Consider the following 26,018-nt stretch of genomic DNA (forward strand, 5'->3'; position numbering starts at 1 on the left):
CATGAAGTAGGCTGAAATTTATGACTAAGCATAAACAATTTGAAGAGTATCTTTTTCATGATACTTATTATTTTTGCCATTGTGTGAAAAATATACTTTGCGATCAAACTTCATATATCGGAGGTTTGAATGATTTTCATGGCGATGGAAGGGTAACATCCTTTTCAATAGCATTTCCAAAATATTCACATTTCCATGCGTTTATAGAATTTATAGTATCTAATATATATTATGAAGAATTGGAATGGAGCAATATCCAAAAGCTACATAAAAGATTCAAAGAGCTTACCCAGTTTGAACTCGCAATGTTATCTAACAGTGAAAATGGTGGTGTGTTTTCTTTCTTTAATAAGTATCAGGAATATATGGGTTTTTTGTCTAGTGAAGGTATTGCTTTAAGCCAAAGCGATGAGTATTCATTGCAAGCATTCTTAGAGCATTTCATGTCAAATGAGGTTTTTGTTAATCATTTAGAAAAGACTGTAGATGAAGTGTTTTATGTCTTATTCGCTAATAGATTAGTCGTCCAGCTGTTCAATGAAATGATTGCCAGCGTTAGGGAATATGATAAAGATGTATTTGAAGATGATAGTTGCTGTAAGCCTAATGGGGTATTGAAAAGGAAAAATATACCATCATGGGTGAAGAATGCTGTTTTCCATAGGGATAAAGGAGTTTGTGTTATATGTAAAAAAGATTTAACTCATCTAATAAATAATTTTAATGAAGCTAATTATGATCATATCGTTCCTTTATCAAGATATGGAATAAATGATATATCCAATATTCAACTGTTATGTAAGGAGTGCAATCAGATTGATAAAAATTCAAAAGGAAATGATAGCTCGTATGATTATTTCCCTTGGTATCGCATGAATTGAGATAATGTTTTATATTTGATATTTTGATTGAGAGAACAAAGAGTGAAGGCAACCTGTAAAGCCGCCTCCACTTCACTACATCCGGTCTCCTTCATAATCCGCATCCTTTCCGCCTTCTCATGCTTCTCGGTCATAGCTAACGCCAGATACAGCGCTGGCGGCACCACCCGAAACAGCGCCTCAACCCGAGGCGACAACACCACGCCCTCGGTATACTGCCCCGGCGACTTCACTGCCGAGCGCAGCAGTTGCCGCTGTTCCTCGGTCAGCGCCTTAAACCGGCACACCTGTTCAATCTCCTCCGACGGCATCACCAGCAGTTCCCACCACTCGATCATATTGAGCAGTTTCTTCGCCTCGTCGGGAAAATCCGCCAGGTTCTGGGTGGCGAGCCACAGCCAGATGCCGAGTTTGCGCCACATCTTCGACCCCTTGGTGAGGAACCGCGCCAGCAGCGGGTTAACGGTAATGATATGCGCCTCATCGGTGATGTTGACGATTGGCCGCGCCAGATGCTGGTCGCGTTCGCCGAGGTTATTAATATGATTAATCAGCGAGATATAGCTGATAGCAAGCTGTGCTTCATAGCCTTCGCGGGCAAAGGTGGCGAGATCCACCAGAGTGATATCCGCCTCCGGCCACATCGTGCCTTCGCGGTTAAACAGCTCGCCTTCAAACCCGGCGCAGAACAGGTTGATGGATTCCGCCATTTCATATGCCCGCTGGCGGCGGACTTCCGGCAGGCTGCTGTCGCGGGAAAGGGTGAATAGTGCGTCACGGATATCTTGCGTCAGCGTCTGGCGTTTTTCCTCGTAGCAGGTATGCGCGGCAGCGATAATCGCCTGGCGGATCATCGCCCGATCCGGCCGGGTGAGGCGCGCATCCTCCTTTGCTTCGCCGCCGGTGATCATCAGCCGGGCGGTGATCTCCATTTCGCCGAGCACGTCTCGCTGGTCGTCGCCCTCGCTCTCTTCGTCCTCCGGCGGTTCGGCGTCGGTAACCGCCTGTTCCACCAGTCGCCAGGCATCGGCGAACAGGGGCAGGGTAACGCCGGAGCCGGGACGCAGGCTGATTTTGTTCACCGTCAGGCCGTGGGCGGCGGCGTAGTCGGCCATCAGGCCAAACGAGTTCCCGGCCTCAATGATAAACAGGCGCGGGCGATGCAGCGCCATTAGTTGCGCGATTTTGGCGTTGAGGGTGGCGGATTTTCCCGCCCCGGTTGGGCCGAGCAGCAGCAGGTGGCCGTTTTGGGCACGGTCCAGCTTATTCAGCGGATCGAAGCACAGCGGCGCACCACTGCGGTTGAAGTAGCAAATCCCCGGATGCCCGGTGCCGGTTTCCCGTCCGTACACCGGCAGCAGCCCGGCGATATGCTGCACAAAGTTGAGCCGGGTATACAGCCCGCGCGGATCGCGCAGGGGATCGAAACACATTGGCAGCCAGCGTAACCAGTGGCTGAGCGGGGCGACTTCATGCTGTTCCTGCACCGGCACCAGTCCGGCATTCAGCAACAGGCTGTGCAACTGGCGCTGCTGGCGAAACAGGGTATCGGTGTCGGGCGCATGCAGGTAAAACGCCAGCGTACTGCGGTAAAGCTTATGCCCGTCCTTCAGGTAGCTGCGCACATCGCGGCAGTCGCGGCGGGTGTATTCCGAATCGGTATTGTCGCCAATCGCCCGGTCGGAAAGGTGGCTGATGTGCTGCTCCAGTTTGTCCTGCGGATACACCACCACCGTCAGGTTCATGATAGTGCCTGCTGGTAACAGGTCGAACAGGGCGTTGATACCGTCGCCACGCGTGGTTTCTCCGGTCAGCAGGCCGGGTGGCGGCGCTTTGCGCAGGCGGTCGACCACCACCACTTTATGTGGGCGGTTATCCAGCCACCAGACACTGTTCTCCGCATCTGAGCGCGGCTCGCTTGTCAGCAGTCGTTCGGCGAAATCGGTGATGACGGGCTGGGATTCAGCTTCCGGTAAATCCAGTTGTCGCCAGAAGGCTTTTTTATCTTCAACGGGCGGCGCGGGATTAAACCAGCGCACCAGCCAGCGGTGAATGGCTTGTTCATTCTGACGGACTGCGCTGATGCCCGCCGCTTTTAGCCCGGCGGTGAGACGCTCGCAGATATTATTCAGCGTCTCTTCCGGGGACGGTTCGTCCGGCGAGAAACCAGGAAGCCAGCGGTATATCACCACCCGCGTGCGCCGCCACGTCGCCCGCCAGCGGGTACGGGTCACGGTGTTATCGAGAAACAACCCCTCATCGCGGGTGAGATTCACCATATGGTTTGCCATCTGTGTGAGCCACTCGCGGGTAAAGGCAGAATCGCGAATTTCCGGTGCGGCATAAGCCGCCAGCGTCTCCAGCCATGCCTCGCTGTCGTCCTCATCCTGACAGAAAAACTGTACCACCCACGGGGCGCGCTCATGCTCGTCAAAGGCGTCCTGTAAGGTGTCAGTGACGGTATCGCGCACCTGTTCCAGAAACGCCGTCGAGCGGCCTTCGGTGCCAACGGGCGTCAGTTCGAACACTGCACCCACCGAACGGCCATCCTCCAGCAGTAGCGTCTGTGAATCCGGCAAAAACTCCACCCACGGCAGCCAGTCGACAAATGACGGGCCTTTACAATAGCTGGCGTCCAGTGCCTGTTCGGTCAGGCCGCGCCGTTCACTCATGGCGGCGTCAGGCGCTCGCCCGGCAGCGCATACTGCGGGCGTGTGTAGAAGGGGAAGACGGTGCTGTAGCCGGGTACCGGTGTATTGCCGTTAAGGTGCGGGAAAACGTACAGCACAAGATCCGGATTGGGTAGGCGCGGGAACTGGCTGCGGATGGTGTCCGCTTCGGGTTGTGTCACCGGACCATCTGGCGGGCGGCGCAACTGGGCGCGGGCATCCAGCAGGGCCGCGCTGCCACCGCTTTGCTGCTGCCACAGTGAGAGCATGCTGGCATCAGGATCGACCGGCATCAGTTCCTCCTGCGAGGTGCTGCATCCGGCCAGTAACAACAGAAGTATAAGGATGGTAAATTTCATTCCAGTCCTCCCGGCTTGCTGGCCTGCCGGTATTTCACCTGGCGGCCTTCCGGCTCGTAGTCGATGGTCAGCGGTTCGGTCAGATGTACCGCCACCTTATGGCCCGGCGGCACGTACACGGCATCGAACATCTGGCCGTAGTGCTGTTTCATCCAGTCGGCGGTTTCTTTTAATCCGCCGCCGATGGCCTGGCCGAGCACGTACTGACCGTTGTTGCCCGTCACCGCGCTGGTGATGCTCCCGTCCTCCACCACGGTGGTGCTTTCACCATTGGCGAAGGCCTGCGCCGCCGCGCCGGAACCCGCCAGCAGGAACTGCGAGGTCAGGTACTCCTTCGCGTTGCTTTTGCGTTCGCCGTGAATACACGGCAGTCCCTGGTTATCCGAAAGCCAGCCGATCTCCTGCTGTTTGTTGCCGGATTTGCCGCCCTGCGGGACGGTGCGGATGGTGCCGTCGTGGAACACAAAGGTCATGGAGGTGATTTGCCCGCGCACGCAGGAGAGTGTCCAGTCGCCGGAAGCGATGCCGGAGACCACCGCGCCCGCCACGTCCGGCAGTTCGATGCCGTTGGCGGTGAGGTTGTCCTCGCCAATTAGCAATTTGAACGGATAGGGATCGCTGACGGTGCCGTTAAGCGGCACGCGGCCAATCAGTGCCGTCATGGCGACCGATCCGGTCAGCGTGGCGTTCTGCGGCAGGGTGTAGATCTTCACATCAGGTTTTGGCGGCGGTTTGTCCGCCGCTTTCAGAGGGACGCGCAGCAGCTTTTCATCCATGGGCGGGGGCGCATCCAGCGGCTCCAGCCAGCGGATATCCGGCTGTACGTCGGCAGGCAGTTCTCCGGGCGTCAGCCCCAGACCGGGCGGGATATCGTCCGGGCGTTTCGCCATCAGGCGGTCGAGCTTATCCAGCAATCCCCGCTGGCTTTTCAGTAGTTCATCGCGCATCTGATCCTGCTGCCTGCGCATATCCCCGCGTAACTCTGATACCAGTGTCGCCTGCTGCGCTTTCAGCCGCTTTTCGCGCGCCTGCTGGCTTTCATTATCGCTCTGGATAGCCTGAAGCTCGCGGCGGTACTGCTTCATCTGGCCGACCAGCGTGGCGACGGTATCGGCAGGCGTGTCGCCATCGATGCCCAGATCGCGCAGTTCCTGCGGCGTTAATGCTGCCACGCTGCGGGACGGGGATTTCTCAGTGGTGTTTTTGCTGGCGGGACGCAGCAGCAGCCATACCGTTACCAGCACAATCACGGGCAGCAGGATTTTCAGCAGGAGACTCTGGCGCGGCATCATGGTTTCGGCTCCGGCAGCAGGGCGCGGGAAACCGGGCCTTCCGTCACCAGGTACACCACGGTGGTATCTTCTGCCAGACCACGCGGGCCGAGCCAGTCATTCTGGAACGCGGCGGCGGTGAACTGCCCCTGAAGCTCGCGCGGATCGAGCGTGATGCGCTGTCCGCTCTGGTTTTGCAGGCGGATGGCGGTGACGGTGGTGGTGTTAACCTGCCATGACGCCAGCGGGATGGCGGTAACAGGCTGCTGCGGCAATAAGGTGGTGATGCGTTTCGCCAGCCGGACAGGGGCAGGTGTGACGCCGGGAAGAGCTTCGACGGTGCGCAGCGGGGTATACAGGTTCTGCGCGGCATAGCGTACCAGCAGGACGGGCAGGGGCTCTGTTGATGCTGTCACCGGGACGGGCGATTTTGCTGTGGCTGGCGTCTGCGGCGCATAGCTGATTTGCACGGGTTCAAGTGGCGAAGTGCTTTGGGTGGCCTGAATATCCAGCAGGATCAGCTCGCCGCTGCCGGTATCACGTAGCTGGATTCGTGTGGACGGGAACGCCGTATTCGCCAGCAGGAAGACCTTGCCGCCCGCGCTTTGCAGACGCACTTTGCCTTCCAGCGTGGCGGGATAACCGATGCGCACTGCTTTACCCACGTCGACAATCCGCTCCTGCCCGACATGCAGCGCGACGGGTAGCGGGATGTTTTCCCACTGTACCACTTCCGTGGCGAAGGCCGGGAGACTGAATAACAAAGCAAAGAAGAGGTATTTCATTGTTTCTCCTCCGCTACCAGACGCTGCGGAGCGGAATCGGTACAGTCGATCGCCAGTCCCCACGGGTTTTTCTCCGCATCAATGGCGTAGCGCACCACCTGCAACGGGTAGCGCACCAGCGCTTTTTTCACCGGCTCGTTCTGGTAATACTCTTCAACTGCCACGTCCAGCGTTACCCGCCAGGTGTCCTGGCTTAAGGTCTCGACGCGCGGGACAGGGTGTTTATCACCATCATGTACCAAACTGCTGTAGCCGTGGCCGGGAAGCTCATACACGCCTCGTGTCCGTTCGCGCAGTTCACCACCGTTGCGACGCACCTGAAAATCATGCTCCAGGCGGGTGTAACAGGCGGGCGTCAGGTATGCGCGCAGCGAGCGGAGGTTGCGGGAATAGTCCTCCTCGCCGTTGTCCGGCCAGCGGTTAAGCTGCTGGAAGATATAAAAGGTGAAGGCGTAGACGCTGGCGGGCGGCACCTCCCACCACGGACGAGTGCTGCCGCTGCGCAGATCCGGCGGGAACCAGAGGGTGAGCTTTTGCGGCGCGCTGTACCAGCCGTAGCCGACGCCCGCCAGACACAGGCACAGCAGAACAATCACTGCCCGCAGCGTCAGAATATGGTTATCGCGCTCGGCCAGCGCATGGCGAAAGCGGCTCATCGCGGACTCCTGCGTACCACCCAGACATCGCTGTGCTGGATCAGTTGTGTACCCCGAAGATGATGGCGCTCCAGCCAGGCAAGGATTGCTAAGGGTAGCCAACTGTCGGGCTTACCGCGTTTGGCTCGCGCCAGAATGCGCCCACCGCCCTGAATCAGCAACGCCGCGCCTGCCAGCGCCAAACCGGGGATCAACGGCCAGTAACCGATGAGCAGGGCCAGCAGAATGCCGGATATGCAACCACCACCAAGACCGCTTGCCAGCGCCAGAAACAACTCTCTGGTGGTCAGGCCGCGCCAGACCACCGGTTCACGGTTGAGGCGGTCGGGTAGGAAAGGGATTGTCGTCATCAGAGAATGTCCGAGGCCTGGTTGAGCAGCCAGATGATGATTACCAGCAGAATGCTGCCAACCCCCGCCATCGAGCCCAGATCTTTCCACTGCTTGCGTCCGCTCTGGATCTCCGAATAGGTGGCGATACAGTTGTTCGCTACCACCAGAAATCCGACGGCGCAGATGCCCAGAGCCAGCACGACCACGATATCAAAACCGTAGTTCTGCAGCGTCTCCATAATACCCTTGCCCTGGCCGCGCGACGGATCTTCCATCGTCGGCAGGTCAGCGAGGGCGTTAAATGTGGCGAGCAGCAGTAACAGAAGCCAGCGCATGATGCCTCCTCAGCTTAGTACCAGCCAGAAACTGACCAGCACCAGTAACAGTGAACGGGCCGCCACCGCGCCAAAACTCTGCCAGCTCAGACGCTGGCGGCCGACGCCCTGCCAGGCGACCATTAGCGTCCAGGCGCACCACAACAGCAGGACGCTGGTAAACAGACCAAGCACCAGCAGGCTGACGGTCTCCGGTTTGCTCAGGCTGGCGGCCTGAAAGGCGGCGAGTTGCGAGTCAGTCATCGGGGTTCTCCTGCTGGTAGCTGGCGCTCAGAGGCTGGACGGCGCGCGGCTGCGCTCTTGCTGGGCTAAGGTAGCGGCGGATGCCCTGTTCAACGGCGGTAATATCCTGCTGCGCCTGTAAGTAGTCGAAGAAGTAGCGCGACTGTGGATCGGTGCTGGCGCTGCTCCGGGCGCGTTCCAACGAGGTTTTTACGCCGTCGAGTTGCTTCAACGCAAGGGCGAGCTGGGTGGATTCCGGAGAGGCGATTGCAACTCCTTGGAAAAGAAGAATAGATACATTTAATAGTGTAATTCTGTTCATTTATATCACTCCGTGGATATCGGAGTGATAATAAAAAATATTCAATCAGATGAGATCTGAGAATTATTAGTGAAAAATAAAAGATGTTTAATCTATATACTTAAGTTCAATTAAAACAATGAGTTGTGTTTTATAGGGGCTCGCATCAACACTTTTGCGAGCCATAATGATAAGTTAATCAGATGTCGAGAAACTTTTCGTGAAATCTTCATGAATTTTCAATTCATAATCATCTGGAGCATCAAGAAATTGGATATCTATATGATTTCCATATTTAGATGTTAATAGTTTAGCTTTTCCATTTTTGTCTTTTCTATCTCCAGTAGCCAAGAAAAATTTTTGATATCGTCTTGGTGATACCCCTTCAAATAACACAAAATTTACCTTGTAAGCTTCATTTAGCTCAGTAATGGCATCATTATGTAATCGCAATGCTAAACTTTTTTCGTAAGGCTCGATGAAAACAACTTTTTTGATTCCTGATGCTACAATATGTCGTGCGCAATTATGGCAGGGATATGTCGTAGAATATAATATTTTATCTTTTGTGCTTTCACTAGGATTTCTTGCTAATGAAGTAATTGCATCCATTTCTGCGTGGATTGCTCTTGAGTACTCTATTATAGAAGACACAGGTGTCTCATTGAATAACAGATTAGCAATCTCGCTAGGTGATACCGGTTTTGGAGAAGAAGTTAGTTCATCTTCAGATGATTTAGGTTCTTCGTGAGTGAAAATGTTATAGTTTTTTAGTATTGATTCAAATTTCTCTCTAATTTTATTCTTATGTTCATCATTGAAACAGTGGCCTCCTTTATGGATGCAGCGATGATCATCTGCAATGTTCCCTGTTTCATAATATAGCCCGCCAAAAGGTTTAGGGACATCATTACGTCCAGTAGCTATAATATCGCCATCATCGTTTAAAATTGCTGCTCCGACTTGTCTTGATAAACAAGCAGATGTTAGAGAAGCAGAAAAAGCTGTATACATGCCTTTTTCATCACGGGTTGGAGTTATACCATTTTTACCATGAATCAGTGCAATGCATCGTGAAATTGCTTGCTTTTGTAGTGACTTATTACCAGAGTTATTATTTATAAAAAAATCAGAGTCTAAAATTGTTTTTTCAGTTTGTTGACCTGTCTTCTTCTCGGATTTTTTATCTTCAGTGATGATCTTGTATATATCATTTGTTGATATGCCCTCATCCCTTAAATTTATAATTCTTTCACTTTCACTTCTAAGCATTCCAAATAAATAAAAATTATGCGGATATATTAATCTGAGTAACTCAACTTCGTGAGGATGTTTTAGTTGGTCAATAATAAATGCGACTTTACCAATATCTTTTTTTTCAAGATCAATATTGTTCTTTTTCTTAATTTCAGCTTTTATCCTAGTTATTTCGCTAATCACTGCTTGGGATAAATAAGTGGTTTCTATTTTATCTCTAATTAAGTTACCTTGGCTTTGTAATTTTAGGTAACGTTCTGCCGCATTGCGGATAAGTAGTTCAACAAGATTTGGATGTTTCTTGGAGAGGTCAATGATTATGTCACTAACTCTAATAGTATGAGTATCATAATCATAAATATCTAATTCTGCCTTTACAGTCTCAACGAGAGATCTAAATCCAGAACCAACTGTACCACATATACCAATGATAAGAGTTTTTGACTGCCTTGATCTTATGAAATCGATGGATTTCTTTTCTGTCGAATCATCTATCGACTGTTTTTTTGAGTCTTTTACCGCGATTGCTGCGTTCGTCATTTGCGATTACACCAATTATTTACCAAATTTTACTTTCAGCCCGTTCCACTAATTCATCTATGATTTTTTTTCTTTCGTATTCTTCGATAGTTACTATCGTTGAATGGATAGCCATATCATATCCTTCAAAAACCGTCTTCTCACAATCAGAACTTTGTGAGACTGATTTAAAATTGACGTACACAACACCTTCGTTTTCAACTGACATACTTCCTCCTGTAAGCGCAGTGCATAGTACAAATCCCCAAGTTTATGTCAAGGATTACGCTGTAAGCTATTACACCTATAATCCTATAATCCTCCTTTGTCCATTCGATTAGTACATCCTTGTGCAACTGGTTCCAACTAAGTACAACTTTTGATGTATACAATGAAATTTTATTAATGTAATGGTATGATTTTTTTGATATTTTATTGTTTTTATAACCAACGCTTAAAACTCCCGGCGGCCATCCATACCGTTATCCCGGACCATAAGGCGGCAGGTAATAAAAGCAGTATCGCAGGCAGAAACAGTGGCTGAGCCAGATAAACCACCCACAGCGTGGTGGCGACTGAACTGCCGGACCTGATGACGTAGCGGTGGAAAAAAACCGATTCTAGCCCGGAGCCAAACCGCCTCAAATCCCGCAGGACCAGTCCGTCTGTCAGTCCGATTAATACGCATAGACAGACCAGGGGGAGAATGGAGACGAGCCATACCAGGCGCTGCATAAAACTCACCAGCGTATAGGCCAGGGCGGTGAACGGTTTCTGCAGGAACCTGTTAGCCAAAAGTCCGTGAGTTGTCCCGTTCTCCAGCAACATCACCATTTCATTCCTCAGCGGATGCGGTTGTAATGCGCTAACCAGTTCCGCCTGCTCCTGCCTCATCACTTGAAAAACATGCCTGCTCCCCTCCTGTGGCCACCAGAAATACAGCCCCGCCAGCTCTAGTACGATCCTTAGAACCAGCGCTCCAATAACCAGCCCTATAAGTCGTCCGGCCAGCGATAGCAACCAGCCAATCGGTCCTTGTGGTGGAGGCGAAGGTGGGGCCCGTTGTTCGCTCATTCCGCCAGTCTCTGCTGGCGCGCCTGCATCCACGCCGCCAGCTGCGCGACGGACTCCGGCAGTGGGCAGTGTTTATCCGCCACGGGCAGCGGCAGGCGAATTTTCCACAACCGTCCGCCTTCAAGCAGGGCAAAAGCCTGGCCTTTGGGAAGCTGGATCAGCGCGGCGGTATCCAGCAGCGGTACATTGCGGGTAACTACCTGCTCGCGGGTGTTGCTGCTGAAGCTGTTGGTGCCGCCCGGCGTGTCGGTGACGCCGGAGCTAACCTGGCGGCTGCGCACTTCCACCTGCGGCAGTTGTTTCGTCAGCAGTTCGGCAGTGGCGGTTTCGCGCACCCGCAGCATAATCAGGTTGTTGAAATTGCCGACCACCTGGCCTGCTTTGGGCGCGCTACCGAGGCGGGCCTGAATATCACTGAGCGTCTGGGTGTAGGCGGTGACCTGGATGCCCGCACCGCCGCCCTTGTTGACCAGAGGAATAAACTCGTCGCCCATCAGTTCGTTAAACTCATCGCAGTGCAGGTTGATGGGCGGAGGTTTTTCACTGCTGGTGGGTAGTCCTTCGTTGAGGCCAAATTTGTAGAGATGCCCGGCGACACTCACCAGATCGGCAAACATCGAGTTACCGACAGCGGCAGCGACCACTGCATCGGAGAGTGCATCCAACCCGACATACACCACCGCTTTCTGGCGGATCGCCTGCTGCCAGTCGAGGATCGGACGCGTGTCGTCCAGATCGTGGTAATCCGGAGCGAGCAGGGCGGCGAGCGTGCCGGTGGTCAGCTTTTCCAGCAGCGGCAGCAGCGAAGCGACAATCTTGTCGAAGTAGGTTTTGTCATAGCGCACCGCCGAGAGCAGACCGTCGAGGATCGGATCGTATAATTTTTCCGCATTGAGGTACTGCTCCAGTGCCACCACGTGAGGATCGCGGCCCAGCATATGGCGCGGCGTGTTTTTGTCGTTAACGCGCTCCGCCAGCTGCGCCACCACTTCCCACGCCCGCGCGTTATGGCGCGGCAGCACGATGCGGGCATAGTCGATAAACAGGGCGTCGATATTGACGACGTGGCGGGAAATTAACTGATAGTCGGGACGCTGCCCGAGAGCCACCAGGGCGCGGGCGATGATATTCACAAAGCGCCAGGCGAACTCGCGGAAGGCTGCCGAGTTGCCTTCGCCAGAAAGCTGTCCGGTGAGGCGCGACGCCACTTCCGAGATGCGGCCAAAGCGCCCGATGGCGTTGTAGCGGGCGGAGATCTCCGGGTAGGCCAGATGGAACAGAATAAAGCGGTCGCCGCGTCCGGCGCGCTGCGCCTCTGTCCACAGACGCTTCAGCAGGTCGGCATCGCCCTTCGGATCGAAAACGATTACCACCTCACCGCGGCGGATGTCCTGAGTGGCAAGCAGTTCCGCCAGCCGGGTTTTGCCGACGCGGGTGGTGCCAAGCACCAGCGTGTGGCCGGGGCGTTCGCTGAGCGGCAGGGTGACGTCGTACTCTTTCAGTTCTACTCCATGCAGCCACGGATTGCCGCCGACGGGCGGCAGCGGGCGCACCGGGTTCAGCCAGCGATCGGCGCTGAGCAGGCGGGCAAGGCCGGGAAGAGTATGTTCGCTGCGTTTTTCGATGTGTCTTGCCAGGCGGTAACACCATCCAGGGCGCAGCCAGCGTGTGGCTTCCGGTTGCAGGCAGTCGTACAGACGCTGGGTGTGGATGGGCTGCCAGCGAAAGCCCTTACCGAGAAACAGCCGCTGGCGGCTGACCGGGATATTCCTGCTGGTGATCGCGTAGCGCGGCAGGCGCAACAGGTTGCGGTGGTAGCGCACGATGTGCCAGCCCTGCCAGCCACGTCGCAGGGCCAGCAGCAACAGTGCGCAGGCCATCAGGCGGGCCTGCCACGGCGTGAGCATCAGCAGCGATGCTTGCGTCAGGCAGATTAGTGCGCCACAGCCAGCGGTGACGGTGCTGTAAAACTCCACGGGCGGGCGCAGCAGCGCTTCCAGCGCGTAGCAGCTCATGGCGGTGCGGCCTGTTGCAGATGGTGGCTGACCAGCTTGCGGTAGCGTGCGGCGGGCGCGCCGCCAGCAGGGCGGTGATAGCGGGCGGCGGCATTGAGCCAGCTTCCGGGACGTTCATCGTAGCGCTGACGCAGTAGTTGCGCGGTGAGCGACAGGTTCTGCAGGGGATGCAGGGCGTCGCAGGGAGAAGCAAAATACGCCCGATGCCAGCCGATATTGATCTGCCCGAGCCCCACGTCAATGCGCTTCGGGCTGGTACGGCGGATGGCGGCCAGCAGCGCCTGACAGGCCTGCTCCTGGCTGGCGTAGCGGTAGCCGGTACCTTTGATATTGAGCGTCCACGGCCATGGGCGATGTTTGCCGCTCAGGTTCGCGCCGCTTTCGGTTTGTGTGACGGCCCACAGCAGTTCCGGCGGCACGCGGTAATTTTTTGCGGCGCGCATATAAGCCTCTGGAAGAGGCTGCGCCAGCGCCAGACAGGGCAGCAGCAGGATCAGGGCAACACCTCGCGCCATTGCTCCCCCTTACGCTCCAGCGCTACCGGGATTTTGCTTTGGCCCAGCATCAGCCATCGGCCCGCATCATGGTTAAGGGTGATGCTGTGTTCACTCACCAGCTTTGTGTCGATGCCGTGCGCCATCGCCCAGCGGCGCACCCGGTTATCATCACCTTCGCTGTTGACCAGCCAGATATCCAGCGGACGCTGTTGCGCCAGCAGGGTACGCAGCAGGCTGTCGCAGGGCGGGCAGTCATCTTTAACGAACAGCGAAACGCGGGAAGTGCTGGCGGAGGTGGTTTTCAGCGGTGTCAGGCCCGGATACAGGCGTTGCCAGGCCGCGTCATAGGCTCGCTGGAAGGCGAGTTCTTTCTCCAGCCGCTGGTATTCCTGCCTGACCAGCAGTTCGGCGAAGCGCTGGCGTTCGTGGTCTGTGTTGGCTTCGACGCCCAGGGTGGTCAGTGGATCGAGCCCCGGCGACCAGACGCCGCGCGTCTGCTGTTTCAGCGTGAGATAGCGCTGCCACTCCTCCGGCGTGATACCCCAGACGGTGGCCTGCTGTTGCGTGGTCAGCGGTCTGAGAGCAGAGCCCGCGTTCTGGCTGGTTTGCATCTGAAGCGGTTGCGCTAGCACGCTGGCGGTGAACAGTAACAGGAGAATCAGGCGTTTCATCGCTTACTCCGGCATCTTCAGCGTCAACTGGCGTTTGCCGTTGCGGAATACCGCCCGACGCTCATCAAACCGCTCTAGCCGCCAGCCGCTCCACTGTTCCCCCTTGCGCAGCCACACCACCTGATGGAGGTAAACGGCTTCGGGCGGCACAATCACCGCCAGGGGGATATCACCGCGCTGTATGGTTCCGGCGAGAAAAAACGGGGCCGTTAACGGCCCCAAAGGGCTGAGGGACACGGGATGACGGTAAGCCACCGTCTGGGGGAGGGAATGGTCACTGGCAAAACAAATCTCGCGACGATTTTCGTCAGCGGTCATCCGCCACGCCGGGCCCGCCAGCAGTTGCAGGGCGCTCTTCAGGCGCAGCGGGCCGGTGTTGTACTGGCTCAGCGGTAATGGGAGCCCATAAAGCTGCGCCCGGTGCGCATCGGCGAGACACAAAGACCAGCCGCTGTCGCGCAGCAGGTATTGCAACGCTTCCCCTACCGTCGGGTGAAAACCGGGCGGCACGGACAGGGCGGTAAGCTGTTCGAGTGGCGGCTGTTGCGGTGATGTGCTGACCAGCAGATAGCGGTCGTAGCGGACGACTTCTGGCGTGGCTGGGGAGGCGGTGGCCACGCCGATGAAAATGAACAGGAGCAGGGCTATTAATAGTCGTTTCATCGCATCCTCCACAGTGCTTTGACAGGAGCGTGCTGGATGAGAGGGCTGGGGACTACCGACAACTGTTTGCGGCGTCAAAAAATAGCGCCCTGTTAAGGGCGCGAAATCAATTCAGTAAGGGAATCTTTCACCCATCAGCCCCAGCGTGGCGGCGATGGGGATGCCTTGCTCAGAAAAATGAACGCGTAACGTTAGCCTGACGGTTTGCTGCTGCGTGCTGCCGTTGGTTTTCTGCGACAGCACCGAGCGGTAATCGATACGAATGGTGCGTTGCGGCGGTTGGTGGGCGATAAAGGCCACTATCACCGCCATTTCAACACCTTTCAGCAAGTCCCTGATGGCGTTGTCATTCCGGTTTTCAAGACAGTGCTTGTGGGCCGAAAGGGTAATGGCCAGATCCAGCGGTAAGCCAGCGTCCAGCGTCTTGTCATCAAGGTTAATCAGTTTGCCCTGGTTAAGGGCTTCTTCGCGTGAATTCAATGCGGTATTCATCATGCGTCTCTCCGGTAAAAGGCCAGGGAAACGCCCCGACGGGGGAATTTCCCCGGCAGGGTGAATGCTGTGCGTCAGAACTGCGGTACAGGCTCTGCTGGCGGTGCGGCGGGCGCTGGCTGAGGCTCAGCTTCGCGCTCTGCCCGGTAAACCTCTTCACCGTCAATTTTGATGAGCCCGATGTGCAGCAGATGGGCTTTCAGGCTGACGCCGGTTTCGCCTTTACGGTCGCCTTTGCTGTAGACAAAGGTGTCGGCATACAGATCGCCGAGGCGGAACTGGATCAGCACCTTGCGTTTCTGCTCGCAGGCGTCGATACAGCGGCGCACCAGTTTCTGCGCTTCCTTGCCGCTGACGCGGCAGTCGAACCAGGTGTGCTCCGCGTTGCTGGCTTCGCCCCGTAGTGCGGCAATGTCGCAGCACAGGAACGGTTCGCCTTTTTTCGGGGTCACTTCCCGGATCCGGTTGAGGTAGCCCAGACCGCTGGTGTACAGGTTGAAGTAGTGGGTATCGTTCATGGTGGTATCTCCGTGTTGAAGGTGCGGAGCGCCCCATGCGCGGGAACGTCCCGCTTCGGGTTTGGCTCATCGGCTGCAAGGCCTCTGAGTTACTGGCAGTACGGGCATTCCGCGCTGTGCGCCTCCGCGTTTCAGGAATGCATGGCGGGTTTTGCTGATAACGGCATTACAGCAACAGTTTTCGGGATGAGAGGACAGCGAGATTTGTTACCGGTGGCTGAATAATTTCCGTGACAGGCCGGGAGTATAATGCGTGATTCATATCACAAAATTGCGCTTCGGTGAGTTGAAATATTGTGCAGTAACCTCATATAGAAAGCGGGTAAGGAATACCTGCCCACAAGACATGAACTTTTTGAATATTCTTTTTACTGTTCAGGAGGTACATGATGACTCTCAGAACTTTTCCTGTATTACACGATCTCTCCGACTCTCTGTTTGCGGACCGTTTTAACCGTATCGATCGCCTTTTTAGCCAGCTAACCGGCAGTACGCCGTTGCCCTCCACGCCTTCTTACAATATCCGGCGGCTGGGGGATAATCGCTATGAACTGACGCTCAGCGTGCCGGGCTGGAAAGAGAGCGAACTGGAAATAGAAACCGTTGGCGGTCAGCTGAACATCAGCGGTAAACGTGAAGAGGAGAAAACCGAAAACGGCGAAGAAGGGTGGATCCATCGGGGTATCAGCCGCAGCGACTTCCGGGCCAGCTATAGTCTGCCGGAGCATGTGAAAGTGACCGGCGCTTCGCTGGAAAACGGCTTGCTGGCGATTGAATTACACCAGGATATCCCGGAAGAAGAGAAACCGCAGCGCATCGCCATCAACAACAACCCGGCAATTGAACACAAGCCGTAATCGTTGACTGACGTTGTTTTCACGCCCGGCAAACGCCGGGCGTTTTGCTAACCTGATGAGCCACTTTTCTGGCCTCTGACTATTTGAGCCGTGAGCGCTGTAACGGTTTCTTGCTGCTGCGCCAGGAACGCCTCCAGCCCCATTTTCCCCGTCGCGATGTCATCCAGCATCTGCTCCCATAGCGCAGTGGTGCCCGGATCTTTCAGCGTTTCCGGCAGGGCGTCAATCAGCGCGCTGGCGGTATCCGTTGCCAACAGAAAGCGGCGTTGCTTAATCAGATAACCACGCTTAAGCAGCGTCTGGATAATCCCGGCGCGGGTGGCTTCGGTGCCAATACCGGCGTTCTCTTTCAGCCGCTGTTTCAGGCGCTCATCGCTGACAAAACGGGCGGCGTTTTTCATCGCGGCAATCAGCGTTCCTTCGGTGTAGTGCTCCGGCGGTTGAGTCTGGCGGGCGCGAACGTCCACCTGTTCCACCTCGCAGGTTTGTCCCTGCTGAAGGGCAGGAAGTGCCTGCGTTTCTTCCGGCGATTGGGTTGCCATCTCGCGTAAAAACAGTTGTCGCCAGCCGCTGACAATCACCACTGAGCCACGGGCAACCAGCGTTTCCCCGGCGCAGTTCAGGCGCAGGTCGGTTTTGTCCACCTCATGGTCCGGCAGAAACTGTGCCAGAAAATGGCTGCGCACCAGACCGTAGATCTTGCGCTCACTGTCGCTTAGCTGCGTCAGATCCACCGTTTTACGGGTCGGGATGATGCCGTGGTGGGCGGTGATTTTGCTGTCGTCCCACAGTCGTGAGCGTTGTTGCAGATTCAGTTGCGTGGCGAGGGGCTGGAGTGACATGTCGCTGGCAACCAGCGCGGCCAGAACCTGTGGTGCTTCAGCGTGCATGGAAAGCGGCAGATAACCGCAGTCGGTGCGCGGATAGGTGGTGGCCTTATGGGTTTCATACAGGCGCTGGGCAATATCCAGTACCTTCTGTGCGCCCATGCCCCACTGTTTTGAGCAGACCTGCTGCAGGGCGCTGAGGGTGAAGGCCTGCGGTGGCGGTGTTTTCTCCCGCCGGGTTGTCACGTCCATTACCAGCGCGGTTCCGGCCTGTTGCAGGCGCGCGGTGGCCTCGCGGGCGGCGGATTCTCGGATACAGCGCCCTTCGTCATCGCAGTAAGCTCCATCGGGCTGCCACTGTGCCAGAAAGGAATTGCCGCCTGTATGCAATCGGGCATCTACCCGCCACCAGGGGCGGGGCGTGAAGCGGGAGATCTCCCGGTCGCGCTCCACCACCAGGCGTAAGGTCGGTGTCTGCACCCGGCCCACGGAGAGCACGCCTTTGTGCCGCCGGTTCATCAGCGTGCAGGCGCGGGTCATGTTGATGCCGACCAGCCAGTCAGCGCGGGCGCGCGCCAGTCCAGCCTGATACAGCGGAAACGTGCTGTCGCCGGGTCGCAGCGCAGCGAGCGCCTTGTGGATACTGGCGTCATCCAGCGCCGACAGCCACAGCCTTTGGACCGGACCGCGCCAGCGGCATTGTTCCAGAATTTCGCGGGCGATGGTTTCGCCTTCACGATCGGCATCGGTGGCAATCACCACTGCATCCGCCTGTTTCAGCAGCTTTTCGATGATACGGAACTGCTTGCGTACCTCCGGGCGGATCACCAGCCGCCATGCCGGGGGAATAAACGGCAGATGCTCTGCCCGCCAGTGTTTCAGCGCCGGATCGTAATCCTCCGGCGCGGCCATGCTCAGCAGATGGCCGAAGCACCAGGTGATGGTCACGGTGGCGTTATGCAGGTAACCATCGCTGCGGTTACGGGCGTCAAGAACGCGGGCGATATCGCGCGCCTGAGAGGGTTTTTCGCACAGGTAAAGTTGCATGGGCTGTCTCCGGTGAAAGGGAGTTCAGCATGGTGTGCCGGAGGGATCAGGCGACAGGGGAAACTGGAGGGAGAAGGTAAAAATTGCACCTTAAAACGCGCATTAAACGGATAGTGCCTGTTTTAAGGTGCATGAGGTGAATTTAAAATTTTCGCTAAAGTGACACTCAGGGTTTAACTTTGCACAAAATTTTAAACCAGCGTGGTTAAGGGCTGTATCCGGCGCAGCATAAACATCACCACCGAAAGCTGCGTATTCAGCATCTGCCGCCGCCATTCGAGCGCCATCAGCGCATCGCGCAGTTCATCGCTCGCGTCCGGCTGTTGAATGGCCTCCTGCAACGCCACGCCTCCCGAACGGTTGTTGTCCAGATTACGCCAGCGCAGATAGCTGACGCCGGAGCGCGCCGGGTTGCTGCACAGGATCAGTGGTACGTTGCGTCCCGGTAGTTCATACACCGCCTGTTTCAGCACCGGCTGACGTTGTTGCAGTTGCGCGCGCAACGCCTGTAATTCCAGCACCAGCGCTCGCAGCTCTCCCTTACCCTTAAAGGCCTTTAAAAGGCCCTTTAGCGAGCTTTTGCGGGCGGAGCGTTCATCATCATCGTCATTGAACATCGCGCTGTATCTCCGCAAGCATCTTTTTGGGCAAATTCCCGAGCTTATGCGCCATCGTCTGCGCCAGCGGACTGTTCGCCCGCACGTCGGCGCGGGTCACGCCGGTGGTGCGAAAGCGGTTCACGAAGCTGAACACCTGGAGCATCAGCCGTGGGATGGTGGCAATGAAATCGCGCTTCTCCGCCTGGGTGATAAGGCCGAGGTGCCAGGCAAGCAGGGTGCGGCGGACCAGCAGATCGTAATCAATCAACTGTTGCAGCAGGCGCGAACCGGGCGGTGAGAACAGCGCCAGCGGCAGGATGAATTCGGTCGGGGATGGGTTACTGACCTGCGTGGTGTGGATAGCGCCCGGCAGGCTGGCGAAGGCATGGTCCAGCCGGATGTTTTTTTGCTTCAGCAGGTGGGCGATCAGGTTCAGGCGGATGCGCAGTTGCTTCAGCCAGTGGGCGGCCCACGGATCGTCGGCCTCTTCGGCGCGCAGCAGACGCCTGAGTAACGCCAGACAGAGCAGCATGCCGGTGGGATGCGCCTGCCACAGCCGGGCGGCGACGCGGGTGTGCAGGGTGATGCGGATATCGCTGAACAGGGTTGTGCCAGGCATCGGAAATTCTCCATGGATTCAGATGCCCGCAGTGTCGGTCCGCGCAATCAGTCAGGCGACGGGAAACCCATCTGGTTCGCAGAAAGTTAATTTCGCCGATGAATGAGGTTTGATTGATAGCTGGTACACAGGCTTTATGCGGTGCGCATAAAATCCGGGCTATCTGCGCCGAAGCTGATTGAACTCGCCCCGCCTGGCTTTCTCCAGCGTTGCCAGCAGATAGGCGAGGGGGCGGTGGATATCGTGGGCGGCGATCCGCCACAGACAGTCGTCCAGCACCTGCTGGCAGAGGTCGGGATCCAGATTGCGCATGGCGCGTTCGGCGGCGCGGCGCTCGCTGGCGCTGAAGGGATTATCCACAGGCCAGTGCAGCAGTTGCGTACGCTTTTGATGTTTATTGTTTAAATCTGTACCAGTATGTACGCAATGCGGCTCCGGCTGCCCGCCAGCCCCCGCCGCATCACTGAGTCTTAATTGAAGACTCGGGCATTTTTTACTGAGTCTTCGATTAAGACCAGGGGCGGTCTTCAATGGAGACTCAGTGCAGGTTCGTCCACTGTCCACAGGTTGTTGCAGGGTGAGCAGTAACCCGATGGCAGTGGTGCGGATACGCCGGTTGCGGTGGCGGGAGCAGGCGGTGAGCAGCGCCAGATATTCGCTGTCCATCCGGCAGGCATCGGCATGGGTTAAGGGCGCATCATGCAGGGCGTAAAGATTGCCGGTGATCCTGCCGCTTTGCTCGTCGCGCAGCCGTTGGCACAGGCTCAGCCAGCGGGTGATCCGCAGCATCATCAGCGCGTTGCTGACGGTACTGCGCGAGGCCTTATCGCTCTCAGGCTTGTCGGAGAGCCAGCTCTGCAGTTCATTGTAGGAGGGAAAGACGCCGCTGCCGTCGTCGCGGGCGTGCAGGCGCAGCAGTTGCCACGTGAACTTGTCGCGCGGGGAGAGGTTGCGCGCCAGCAGCAGGCGCTTTGGCACGCTCTGCTGCGGGTTGCCAAGAAACAGCAGCCGATCGTCACTCTTCATGCAGCAGCTTCTCCTGAGTCCACTGGCGCAGCAGGTTCCAGATAACCGTCAGCGACAGGTCGTGTTCGCGGGCCATCGCCATCATGGCGGTCAGCGCGTCGGGTGAGTCGAGCTTGTTCACGCCCGTCTTCTGCCACTCGTTCCATACCAGCGTTTCCACCTGCTCATCCGGAGCATTGTTGCGCCCTTGCCGGACAAACAGGCCAATCAGCCGCCGCCGGGCGCAGACCTCCGGCGTGGAAAGGCCAAAGTAGTGGTTGATGAATTCGATGGACGCGCCGAGCGACAGCGCTTCCTCAAGACGCTGCTGGAACAGCCGCTCCTGCTCCATCCTCGCCAGCATCCGGCCCAGCATCTCGTGGTCAATGTGGGTGGTGATGAACTGCACCGCGCTGTTGCTGAGAAACAGGATGTCGTCGGCGGTAAGACGCGTCAGCTCGCATAGCTCCTGAGGGCTGAAGCCGAGCGATTCGCAGTAGCGGATCTGCCCCTCCTTCAGCGCCTGGACGATGTGGGTGAGCACCGCCTGGTTAACTGAGGGCGTCATGGCGAACCTCCCGCAGCCGCCGCTGGCGGCACAGGCTGATAAGTTGCATCAGTTGCTGGATCTGAGCGTTGTCGTAGTCCGGCGACAACAGCAGTTCGAGGGCGGGCATCGGCGTGCTGGTGTCGCCATTCAGGGCTGCCAGCACCTGATAGCAGCGCTGTGCCGCCGGATGGGGAAATTCGTCGCAGGGCGCGAGGGTGAAACCGGCCGGAGCACTGTCGTTCGGCTGGATACAGGCATCCAGTCCCCAGCAGGCACACAGCGACCGTGCCGTATGCACCAGCGGTGAGGGCCTTGGCTTGGCGGGTTCAGTCGGTAGCTCAGGCTCTGGTAGTGGGGCTTTTTCCGCTTCCGGCGGTGGCGGCCAGAGGACCTTTTCGACCGGAGGTCCCAGCAGCACCTGCCGCTTGCTCTGGCCATCGGTCAGTTCCGCCAGCAACGTATTCCAGCTCATGCTGCTGCGACAGCTCATTTCACCGAGTAGTTCGTCCTGCACCAGTTGCGGAACCACGCCTTCCGGCTCGCCATTGAAGGTGGCAAGGGCGGTGCTGAACAGGTCGGCAAATTCCGGCTGGCGTTCCAGCGGCATCAGCTTTGCCCAGACCTGTTCCGCTGCGCTGCGTAGCGCCAGCAGGCGATCGATAACCTTTCGGGTAAGGCCGCCATACAATGCGTTAGGGATGCAGGGCAGCAGCCAGTCGACGGTCTGTAACATCCGGCTGACTTGCGACTGGCTGACGGGATAGCCGTCGCGGGTGAGTTGTTCCGCCAGCGCCAGCTGCGTCGCGCATTCAATGCCCGCGTCACGGTAGAGGTCGCGCAGATGCAGAATGCCTTCCGCCCGTTCGATAAACATCAGCCCGTTGTGCAGGTCGTTTTCGGCCAGGTGGCCGATCAGGCACTGTAACTCGCCCTGCTGGGGCGACAAGGCTTCCGGCCACGGTCGGAACGGCCAGCAGAAGCGGTGATATTGTTCGTCCTGCGTTTCTAGCCACAGGTCATTGAGGATGGCAAGGCGGGTGTTGCCACCGCTGGCGAGCATGTATTTTTCGTCGCCGGGGCGACGGGTCAACACCGGCGGGTTATCCAGCCCACGGGCGAGAATTGACGCCTTCAGCACGTCATAGCCGGGGTTGCGGGTGACGCGGGGATTGAGAGAGAACGGCTGGATTTGCTCCAGACTGACCTGGACCATCTCCTGTTCTCCGCTATTGCTGGCACCGTGAAGCCAGCGGTTGAGCAGGTGTGAAGCGCACATAATCTTCCTCCGGCATTCAGACATCGCGGGTAAGCCGGATGCGCTGGTGGATCCAGGCATCCACCTCGCTTTCCAGCCAGGCGACGTGGCGGCTGTTGAGTCGAATGGACGGCGGAAACTGTTGTAGCTGGATTTGCCGATAAATCCACGATTTACCGAAGCCGATTTTGTCTTCCACCTGACGTAAGCGTAAAAATCTGTCGCTATTCATAACCATTCCTCCTGTGTCCAGATTTGTTCACATCAGCACGATGGGCGTGGTTATCAAAGCAGCAGCGTCCCTGCCAGGCAGTAAAAATCCTTATCTGGGTTAGTGAGAGTTGTTAGTTGAAAGGGTTAGTTGATCGCGTTAAGGCGGTGCGCCGCGCTGGAGGGCGGTTTTCAACGTCTCGGGGCTCAGCGGCAGGTGCATACCTTCCTCGCGTGCCCAGCATTCGAAAATGTTCAGCAGTTTGTAGGGATGCTCCAGCATTTCATCGTCCAGTTGTGGGTTGTGCTTGCAGGCCAGCCACAGCAAACGGGAAAGCGCAGAGCTTATCCGCTCCTTTGATTCCGGCTGATGACGGGTCAGGAAGGCTTCGAGATGCGTGCGACGGATGACGAACAGTGCGTCAGGAGGCAGCGTGTCCTGCAGGTAGCAGACGGAAAGACTGAGCCGGGATTTCAGGTCATTGCGGCCATTACCATATAACTGGCCAATCAGTAGATGTAGCTCTTCCTGAAGGTTGTTTTGCGTGGCGAGCAGTTCCAGTAAAAGCTCCCGCAACGATTTGCGGCAACAGAGTTGGTAGTAGCTGTCGTTTTCATCGCAGACCACGATGCCAATCTGGTTGCAGCAATGGGTATCATTGGGGCAAGGGCGATTCAACGTTTTCGCCAGTTGCTGGTGGAGCAACAGACGTTCAAGGCCGATTAACGGCAAATTCCACAGATGGCTGGTGGTCAGTTGCAGAGTCGGGTCGCGCCTGCACGGCGGCGAGTTGGCCATCACTTTACGGTTGCCGGGTTTGTTGCACTGCGAAGGCGGAAAGGGAGGCTTGCTGAATCGGCAGGCAAAGCGGCAAGGGGGATTGAGTGGTCTCAGAAGTACGGGCGAGGGGAAGTAGACCGAGAGTGGCAGATCGCCGTGCAGGGCATGGCGGATCAGGTCGGCGGGCAGCAACGTGATGTTGTGCTGCCGGATGACTTCTGCGGCCTCGTCCAGCGTCAGCCACTCCTGGCGGATTTTGTGTGGGGGCATGGGGCGTTCCTTTTTGTGTTGTGGGTTGCGTGTCGTGATTGTTGATGGTGAAAACCGGTGTGCGATGTTTTTGCTAAAACAACTAACCTGATCAGTTTAGTTAACGATCTTTTCAGACATAATCTGGTGATGAATTACGCTGGAAAAACAGGATGTAACATTGAATAGCTCGGAAGACGATTTGCTTGAAGTGGCGTGGTATTTGTCGAAGTACGGTAAATCTCAACCACCTGTGGGACTGGGTGTTCAGAAATGGAAAGAGGCTTTTGCCTTGTTTTATCCTCGCTTTGGAGCGGGTAAAACCGCCAGCGAGTTTCACAATAGTCTGAAAAATAGTCGTGACCGTTTTGATTCCTGGCTTAGTGATGTGCGTGTTGGTTGGCGTGACGAGCAGGGCGCTCCTGCTGCGCTTTCTCATTCAGCGCAGCGTGTGCATCAGCGATTGAGTGTGCTTTCAGAGAGTGTGATTGAGCAGCGCGTTCTCTCGTTAATATCTTCTGCTGGAGATGAACAGGCACAACGAGACTGTCTTATTATTCAGCAGGATAAAAGTATTGAAGATACCGTACGCGAGCAGCTGATTGCGGCACGGCTGGGGCAGGGTACCTTTCGGAAAAATTGTCTCATGCTGTATCCGGCATGCCCTGTTACGGGAACGACGTTTGCGCCGTTACTCCGTGCCAGCCATATAAAACCGTGGGCTGCCTGCGAGAATGGGAATGAACGCCTTGATCCGTTTAATGGAATTATACTGTCCGCACATATTGATATTCTTTTCGATCAGGGATGGATTTCGTTTGAGAACGATGGGCGTTTATTAATTAGTAATGAGCTGGAGATTAGTGTTAAAGAACAGTTTTTATTGCCGGAGAAAATAAGGGCTTTTCCTGTTGAATCGTATTGTTATTTGGAATGGCATCGGGAGAATTTACTTCGATGAAAGTGAATTGGGAAAATAAATTACTACTTAATTTAAAATATATTTTGAGAGTCTGTGAAATTGAGTAATGTTCCTTTAGCGATCCTATGGGAGGAATTTATGCCATCGCTCAATTTGATGAGCTAGTTTGCGTGGTTCGACTCTGAGGTACTTGTTAAAAAATCGGCGGTTTAATCTGTCGAGTCTAACCTTCTCAAGAGGAGCTGCGACTCTCCTTATAGGCTGTTTTTATGAATGCACAAGCGTTTACCTAACTTACGGTTCATGAGATCATACCTACAACGGTGAAACCATGGGGCTCTTTGCTAGAATTTGTTGGATTATTGTTAAGCTTTTTGAGCTAATCTTTACCGACAAAAGAGAAACAGTTAGCGTCTTTTTTGTTTAACTAGTTGTATTTTTTATGGTTTTTGTTGGTATTTATTCATTGAGCCCCCTGAAGAACGAGATGATTGTCAGATGAAAAAAGTATCTTGTGTTGATTTATTTTGTGGTGCAGGTGGGTTAACACATGGTCTTGTGCTTGAAGGAGTACCTGTTGTCGCAGGTATTGATATTGATCCTGCCTGCAAGTTTCCCTATGAGACTAATAATAAAGCAAAATTTATTGAGAAAAGCGTAAGCGATTTTACATCTTCAGACTTGAATGAGCTCTACGCTGATTCAGATGTAAGGATTCTTGCTGGCTGCGCACCTTGCCAACCGTTCTCAAGCTATGCAAGGCGTTATGAGCATGGTGGTAAGGATGGTAAGTGGGGGCTGTTGTACGAGTTTTCTCGCTTGGCTGAGGAAACTCGCCCTGATCTGATCACTATGGAGAATGTACCTTCCGTTGCAAGACATGAAGTTTTCAGCGACTTTGTCGATACCTTAAAACGTATTGGCTATCACGTTTGGTTTAATGTCGTTGATTGCACTCACTATGACGTCCCCCAGATGCGTAAGCGCATGGTACTGCTTGCTTCTTTACACGGTGAGATAAAACTCGCCGAGTCAACGTGTACTCAGCCAATTACAGTGAGACAAGCCATAAGCGATCTGCCAGCTTTAAAAGCAGGCGAAACTAGTACTGGGGATAAGCTACATGTGACTTCAACGTTGTCGGAAAAAAATCTGCAACGTATTAAAGCTTCAAAACCCGGTGGAACGTGGCGTGACTGGCCTGAACATTTAGTTGCTGATTGCCATCGTACAGATAGAGGAAAAACATACTCTAGTGTCTATGGTCGAATGGAATGGGATAAACCTGCTCCGACTATGACTACTCAGTGTTATGGTTTCGGGAATGGCCGCTTTGGTCACCCAGAGCAAGATCGTGCAATCTCATTGAGAGAAGCTGCTATTCTTCAGAGTTTTCCGCAGGACTACGTATTTATCCCCGATGATAGCAATGTCAATCTTAGAGTTCTGGGCCGAATGATTGGAAATGCAGTTCCGGTAAAGCTGGGTCAGGCAATCGCTCGCAGTATAAATTCACACCTTGACGATTTGAACTTGGTCGCAACAAAGTGAAACTTTAACCAGCCTCTGGGCGTACTGAA

The 26,018-nt window shown here is 55.4% G+C and carries 30 protein-coding genes; 4 read left to right on the forward strand and 26 right to left on the reverse strand.

Annotation, left to right across the window (positions count from 1 at the left end; translation table 11 throughout):
* Nucleotides 1-20: 20 nt before the first annotated feature.
* Nucleotides 21-881: an HNH endonuclease gene (locus tag ABLV75_RS06135; protein ID WP_032734420.1), complete on the forward strand. Its 861-nt coding sequence runs from the start codon at nucleotides 21-23 to the stop codon at nucleotides 879-881.
* On the opposite strand, the gene ABLV75_RS06140 is transcribed toward ABLV75_RS06135, so the two are convergent.
* From ABLV75_RS06140 to ABLV75_RS06225, 18 genes are all read right to left on the reverse strand, one after another.
* A complete protein-coding gene (locus ABLV75_RS06140) occupies nucleotides 854-3,553 on the reverse strand; it encodes a conjugative transfer ATPase (RefSeq protein WP_050595495.1) in 2,700 nt (899 codons plus the stop codon). The genes ABLV75_RS06135 and ABLV75_RS06140 overlap by 28 nt on opposite strands.
* On the reverse strand, nucleotides 3,550-3,909 hold the full coding sequence (locus ABLV75_RS06145) for a TIGR03751 family conjugal transfer lipoprotein (protein ID WP_032734419.1): 360 nt from the start codon (nucleotides 3,907-3,909) through the stop codon (nucleotides 3,550-3,552). The genes ABLV75_RS06140 and ABLV75_RS06145 overlap by 4 nt, the downstream gene beginning before the upstream one ends.
* Nucleotides 3,906-5,201, reverse strand: coding sequence for a TIGR03752 family integrating conjugative element protein (locus ABLV75_RS06150; protein ID WP_032734418.1), 1,296 nt, complete (start codon nucleotides 5,199-5,201; stop codon nucleotides 3,906-3,908). The genes ABLV75_RS06145 and ABLV75_RS06150 overlap by 4 nt, the downstream gene beginning before the upstream one ends.
* A complete protein-coding gene (locus tag ABLV75_RS06155) occupies nucleotides 5,198-5,965 on the reverse strand; it encodes a TIGR03749 family integrating conjugative element protein (protein ID WP_032734417.1) in 768 nt (255 codons plus the stop codon). The genes ABLV75_RS06150 and ABLV75_RS06155 overlap by 4 nt, the downstream gene beginning before the upstream one ends.
* A complete protein-coding gene (locus tag ABLV75_RS06160) occupies nucleotides 5,962-6,621 on the reverse strand; it encodes a PFL_4703 family integrating conjugative element protein (RefSeq protein ID WP_032734416.1) in 660 nt (219 codons plus the stop codon). Before ABLV75_RS06160 ends, ABLV75_RS06155 begins: the two co-directional genes overlap by 4 nt.
* On the reverse strand, nucleotides 6,618-6,971 hold the full coding sequence (locus tag ABLV75_RS06165; RefSeq protein WP_032734415.1) for a TIGR03750 family conjugal transfer protein: 354 nt from the start codon (nucleotides 6,969-6,971) through the stop codon (nucleotides 6,618-6,620). The genes ABLV75_RS06160 and ABLV75_RS06165 overlap by 4 nt, the downstream gene beginning before the upstream one ends.
* Nucleotides 6,971-7,288: a TIGR03745 family integrating conjugative element membrane protein gene (locus ABLV75_RS06170; RefSeq protein ID WP_009654415.1), complete on the reverse strand. Its 318-nt coding sequence runs from the start codon at nucleotides 7,286-7,288 to the stop codon at nucleotides 6,971-6,973. The genes ABLV75_RS06165 and ABLV75_RS06170 overlap by 1 nt, the downstream gene beginning before the upstream one ends.
* 9 nt (nucleotides 7,289-7,297) lie before the next feature.
* Nucleotides 7,298-7,531: a TIGR03758 family integrating conjugative element protein gene (locus ABLV75_RS06175; protein ID WP_032734414.1), complete on the reverse strand. Its 234-nt coding sequence runs from the start codon at nucleotides 7,529-7,531 to the stop codon at nucleotides 7,298-7,300.
* On the reverse strand, nucleotides 7,524-7,832 hold the full coding sequence (locus ABLV75_RS06180) for an RAQPRD family integrative conjugative element protein (protein WP_032734413.1): 309 nt from the start codon (nucleotides 7,830-7,832) through the stop codon (nucleotides 7,524-7,526). Before ABLV75_RS06180 ends, ABLV75_RS06175 begins: the two co-directional genes overlap by 8 nt.
* A gap of 174 nt (nucleotides 7,833-8,006) precedes the next feature.
* Nucleotides 8,007-9,608, reverse strand: a complete 1,602-nt coding sequence (locus tag ABLV75_RS06185) for an anti-phage dCTP deaminase (RefSeq protein WP_032734412.1) — start codon at nucleotides 9,606-9,608, stop codon at nucleotides 8,007-8,009.
* Between the two features lie 19 nt (nucleotides 9,609-9,627).
* Nucleotides 9,628-9,816, reverse strand: a complete 189-nt coding sequence (locus tag ABLV75_RS06190; RefSeq protein WP_032734411.1) for a hypothetical protein — start codon at nucleotides 9,814-9,816, stop codon at nucleotides 9,628-9,630.
* 212 nt (nucleotides 9,817-10,028) lie between these two features.
* Nucleotides 10,029-10,661: a DUF4400 domain-containing protein gene (locus tag ABLV75_RS06195; protein WP_032734410.1), complete on the reverse strand. Its 633-nt coding sequence runs from the start codon at nucleotides 10,659-10,661 to the stop codon at nucleotides 10,029-10,031.
* Nucleotides 10,658-12,676 carry a type IV conjugative transfer system coupling protein TraD gene (traD, locus tag ABLV75_RS06200; RefSeq protein WP_032734409.1) on the reverse strand — a complete coding sequence of 673 codons (2,019 nt, stop codon included), beginning with the start codon at nucleotides 12,674-12,676 and terminating at the stop codon, nucleotides 10,658-10,660. The genes ABLV75_RS06195 and traD overlap by 4 nt, the downstream gene beginning before the upstream one ends.
* Nucleotides 12,673-13,191 (reverse strand): transglycosylase SLT domain-containing protein, encoded by a 519-nt coding sequence (locus ABLV75_RS06205; protein WP_032734408.1) that lies wholly within the window; start codon nucleotides 13,189-13,191, stop codon nucleotides 12,673-12,675. The genes traD and ABLV75_RS06205 overlap by 4 nt, the downstream gene beginning before the upstream one ends.
* Nucleotides 13,170-13,844 carry a TIGR03759 family integrating conjugative element protein gene (locus ABLV75_RS06210; RefSeq protein ID WP_032734407.1) on the reverse strand — a complete coding sequence of 225 codons (675 nt, stop codon included), beginning with the start codon at nucleotides 13,842-13,844 and terminating at the stop codon, nucleotides 13,170-13,172. The genes ABLV75_RS06205 and ABLV75_RS06210 overlap by 22 nt, the downstream gene beginning before the upstream one ends.
* 3 nt (nucleotides 13,845-13,847) lie before the next feature.
* The gene (locus ABLV75_RS06215) at nucleotides 13,848-14,507 is read right to left on the reverse strand and encodes a pilus assembly protein PilL (RefSeq protein ID WP_032734406.1); all 660 of its coding nucleotides are present in this window, start codon (nucleotides 14,505-14,507) and stop codon (nucleotides 13,848-13,850) included.
* Nucleotides 14,508-14,618: 111 nt separating this feature from the next.
* On the reverse strand, nucleotides 14,619-15,002 hold the full coding sequence (locus ABLV75_RS06220; RefSeq protein ID WP_032734405.1) for a hypothetical protein: 384 nt from the start codon (nucleotides 15,000-15,002) through the stop codon (nucleotides 14,619-14,621).
* 71 nt (nucleotides 15,003-15,073) lie between these two features.
* Nucleotides 15,074-15,517, reverse strand: coding sequence for an STY4534 family ICE replication protein (locus tag ABLV75_RS06225; RefSeq protein ID WP_032734404.1), 444 nt, complete (start codon nucleotides 15,515-15,517; stop codon nucleotides 15,074-15,076).
* Between the two features lie 386 nt (nucleotides 15,518-15,903).
* On the opposite strand from ABLV75_RS06225, the gene ABLV75_RS06230 reads away from it, so the two are divergent.
* The gene (locus ABLV75_RS06230; RefSeq protein WP_023182588.1) at nucleotides 15,904-16,374 is read left to right on the forward strand and encodes an Hsp20 family protein; all 471 of its coding nucleotides are present in this window, start codon (nucleotides 15,904-15,906) and stop codon (nucleotides 16,372-16,374) included.
* Nucleotides 16,375-16,421: 47 nt separating this feature from the next.
* Here ABLV75_RS06230 and ABLV75_RS06235 read toward each other — a convergent pair whose 3' ends face one another.
* The 8 genes from ABLV75_RS06235 to ABLV75_RS06270 all read right to left on the reverse strand — a co-directional run bounded on the left by ABLV75_RS06235 (nucleotide 16,422) and on the right by ABLV75_RS06270 (nucleotide 23,537).
* The gene (locus tag ABLV75_RS06235) at nucleotides 16,422-18,248 is read right to left on the reverse strand and encodes a DNA topoisomerase III (RefSeq protein WP_032734403.1); all 1,827 of its coding nucleotides are present in this window, start codon (nucleotides 18,246-18,248) and stop codon (nucleotides 16,422-16,424) included.
* 191 nt (nucleotides 18,249-18,439) lie between these two features.
* Nucleotides 18,440-18,865: a DUF3158 family protein gene (locus tag ABLV75_RS06240; protein ID WP_032734402.1), complete on the reverse strand. Its 426-nt coding sequence runs from the start codon at nucleotides 18,863-18,865 to the stop codon at nucleotides 18,440-18,442.
* A complete protein-coding gene (locus ABLV75_RS06245) occupies nucleotides 18,855-19,466 on the reverse strand; it encodes a PFL_4669 family integrating conjugative element protein (RefSeq protein ID WP_032734401.1) in 612 nt (203 codons plus the stop codon). The genes ABLV75_RS06240 and ABLV75_RS06245 overlap by 11 nt, the downstream gene beginning before the upstream one ends.
* Nucleotides 19,467-19,625: 159 nt before the next feature.
* Complete coding sequence (locus ABLV75_RS06250; protein WP_032734400.1) at nucleotides 19,626-20,492, reverse strand: STY4528 family pathogenicity island replication protein; 867 nt, start codon at nucleotides 20,490-20,492, stop codon at nucleotides 19,626-19,628.
* Nucleotides 20,482-21,039 carry a DUF2857 domain-containing protein gene (locus tag ABLV75_RS06255; protein ID WP_032734399.1) on the reverse strand — a complete coding sequence of 186 codons (558 nt, stop codon included), beginning with the start codon at nucleotides 21,037-21,039 and terminating at the stop codon, nucleotides 20,482-20,484. Before ABLV75_RS06255 ends, ABLV75_RS06250 begins: the two co-directional genes overlap by 11 nt.
* Entirely contained in the window at nucleotides 21,023-22,297 is a 1,275-nt protein-coding gene (locus tag ABLV75_RS06260) for a ParB family protein (protein WP_032734398.1), read from the reverse strand. The genes ABLV75_RS06255 and ABLV75_RS06260 overlap by 17 nt, the downstream gene beginning before the upstream one ends.
* A gap of 16 nt (nucleotides 22,298-22,313) precedes the next feature.
* Entirely contained in the window at nucleotides 22,314-22,508 is a 195-nt protein-coding gene (locus ABLV75_RS06265) for an AlpA family transcriptional regulator (RefSeq protein ID WP_001561320.1), read from the reverse strand.
* Between the two features lie 138 nt (nucleotides 22,509-22,646).
* Entirely contained in the window at nucleotides 22,647-23,537 is an 891-nt protein-coding gene (locus ABLV75_RS06270) for a hypothetical protein (RefSeq protein ID WP_032734397.1), read from the reverse strand.
* Between the two features lie 160 nt (nucleotides 23,538-23,697).
* On the opposite strand from ABLV75_RS06270, the gene ABLV75_RS06275 reads away from it, so the two are divergent.
* Both ABLV75_RS06275 and ABLV75_RS06280 read left to right on the forward strand, forming a co-directional pair.
* Complete coding sequence (locus ABLV75_RS06275; RefSeq protein ID WP_032734396.1) at nucleotides 23,698-24,477, forward strand: HNH endonuclease; 780 nt, start codon at nucleotides 23,698-23,700, stop codon at nucleotides 24,475-24,477.
* Between the two features lie 459 nt (nucleotides 24,478-24,936).
* Nucleotides 24,937-25,989, forward strand: a complete 1,053-nt coding sequence (locus tag ABLV75_RS06280; protein ID WP_032734395.1) for a DNA cytosine methyltransferase — start codon at nucleotides 24,937-24,939, stop codon at nucleotides 25,987-25,989.
* The last annotated feature ends 29 nt before the right edge of the window (nucleotides 25,990-26,018 follow it).

Origin of the sequence: Klebsiella sp. CN_Kp066 (assembly GCF_040065135.1) — a bacterium.
In the GTDB taxonomy this organism is placed as follows: Bacteria; Pseudomonadota; Gammaproteobacteria; order Enterobacterales; family Enterobacteriaceae; genus Klebsiella; species Klebsiella oxytoca.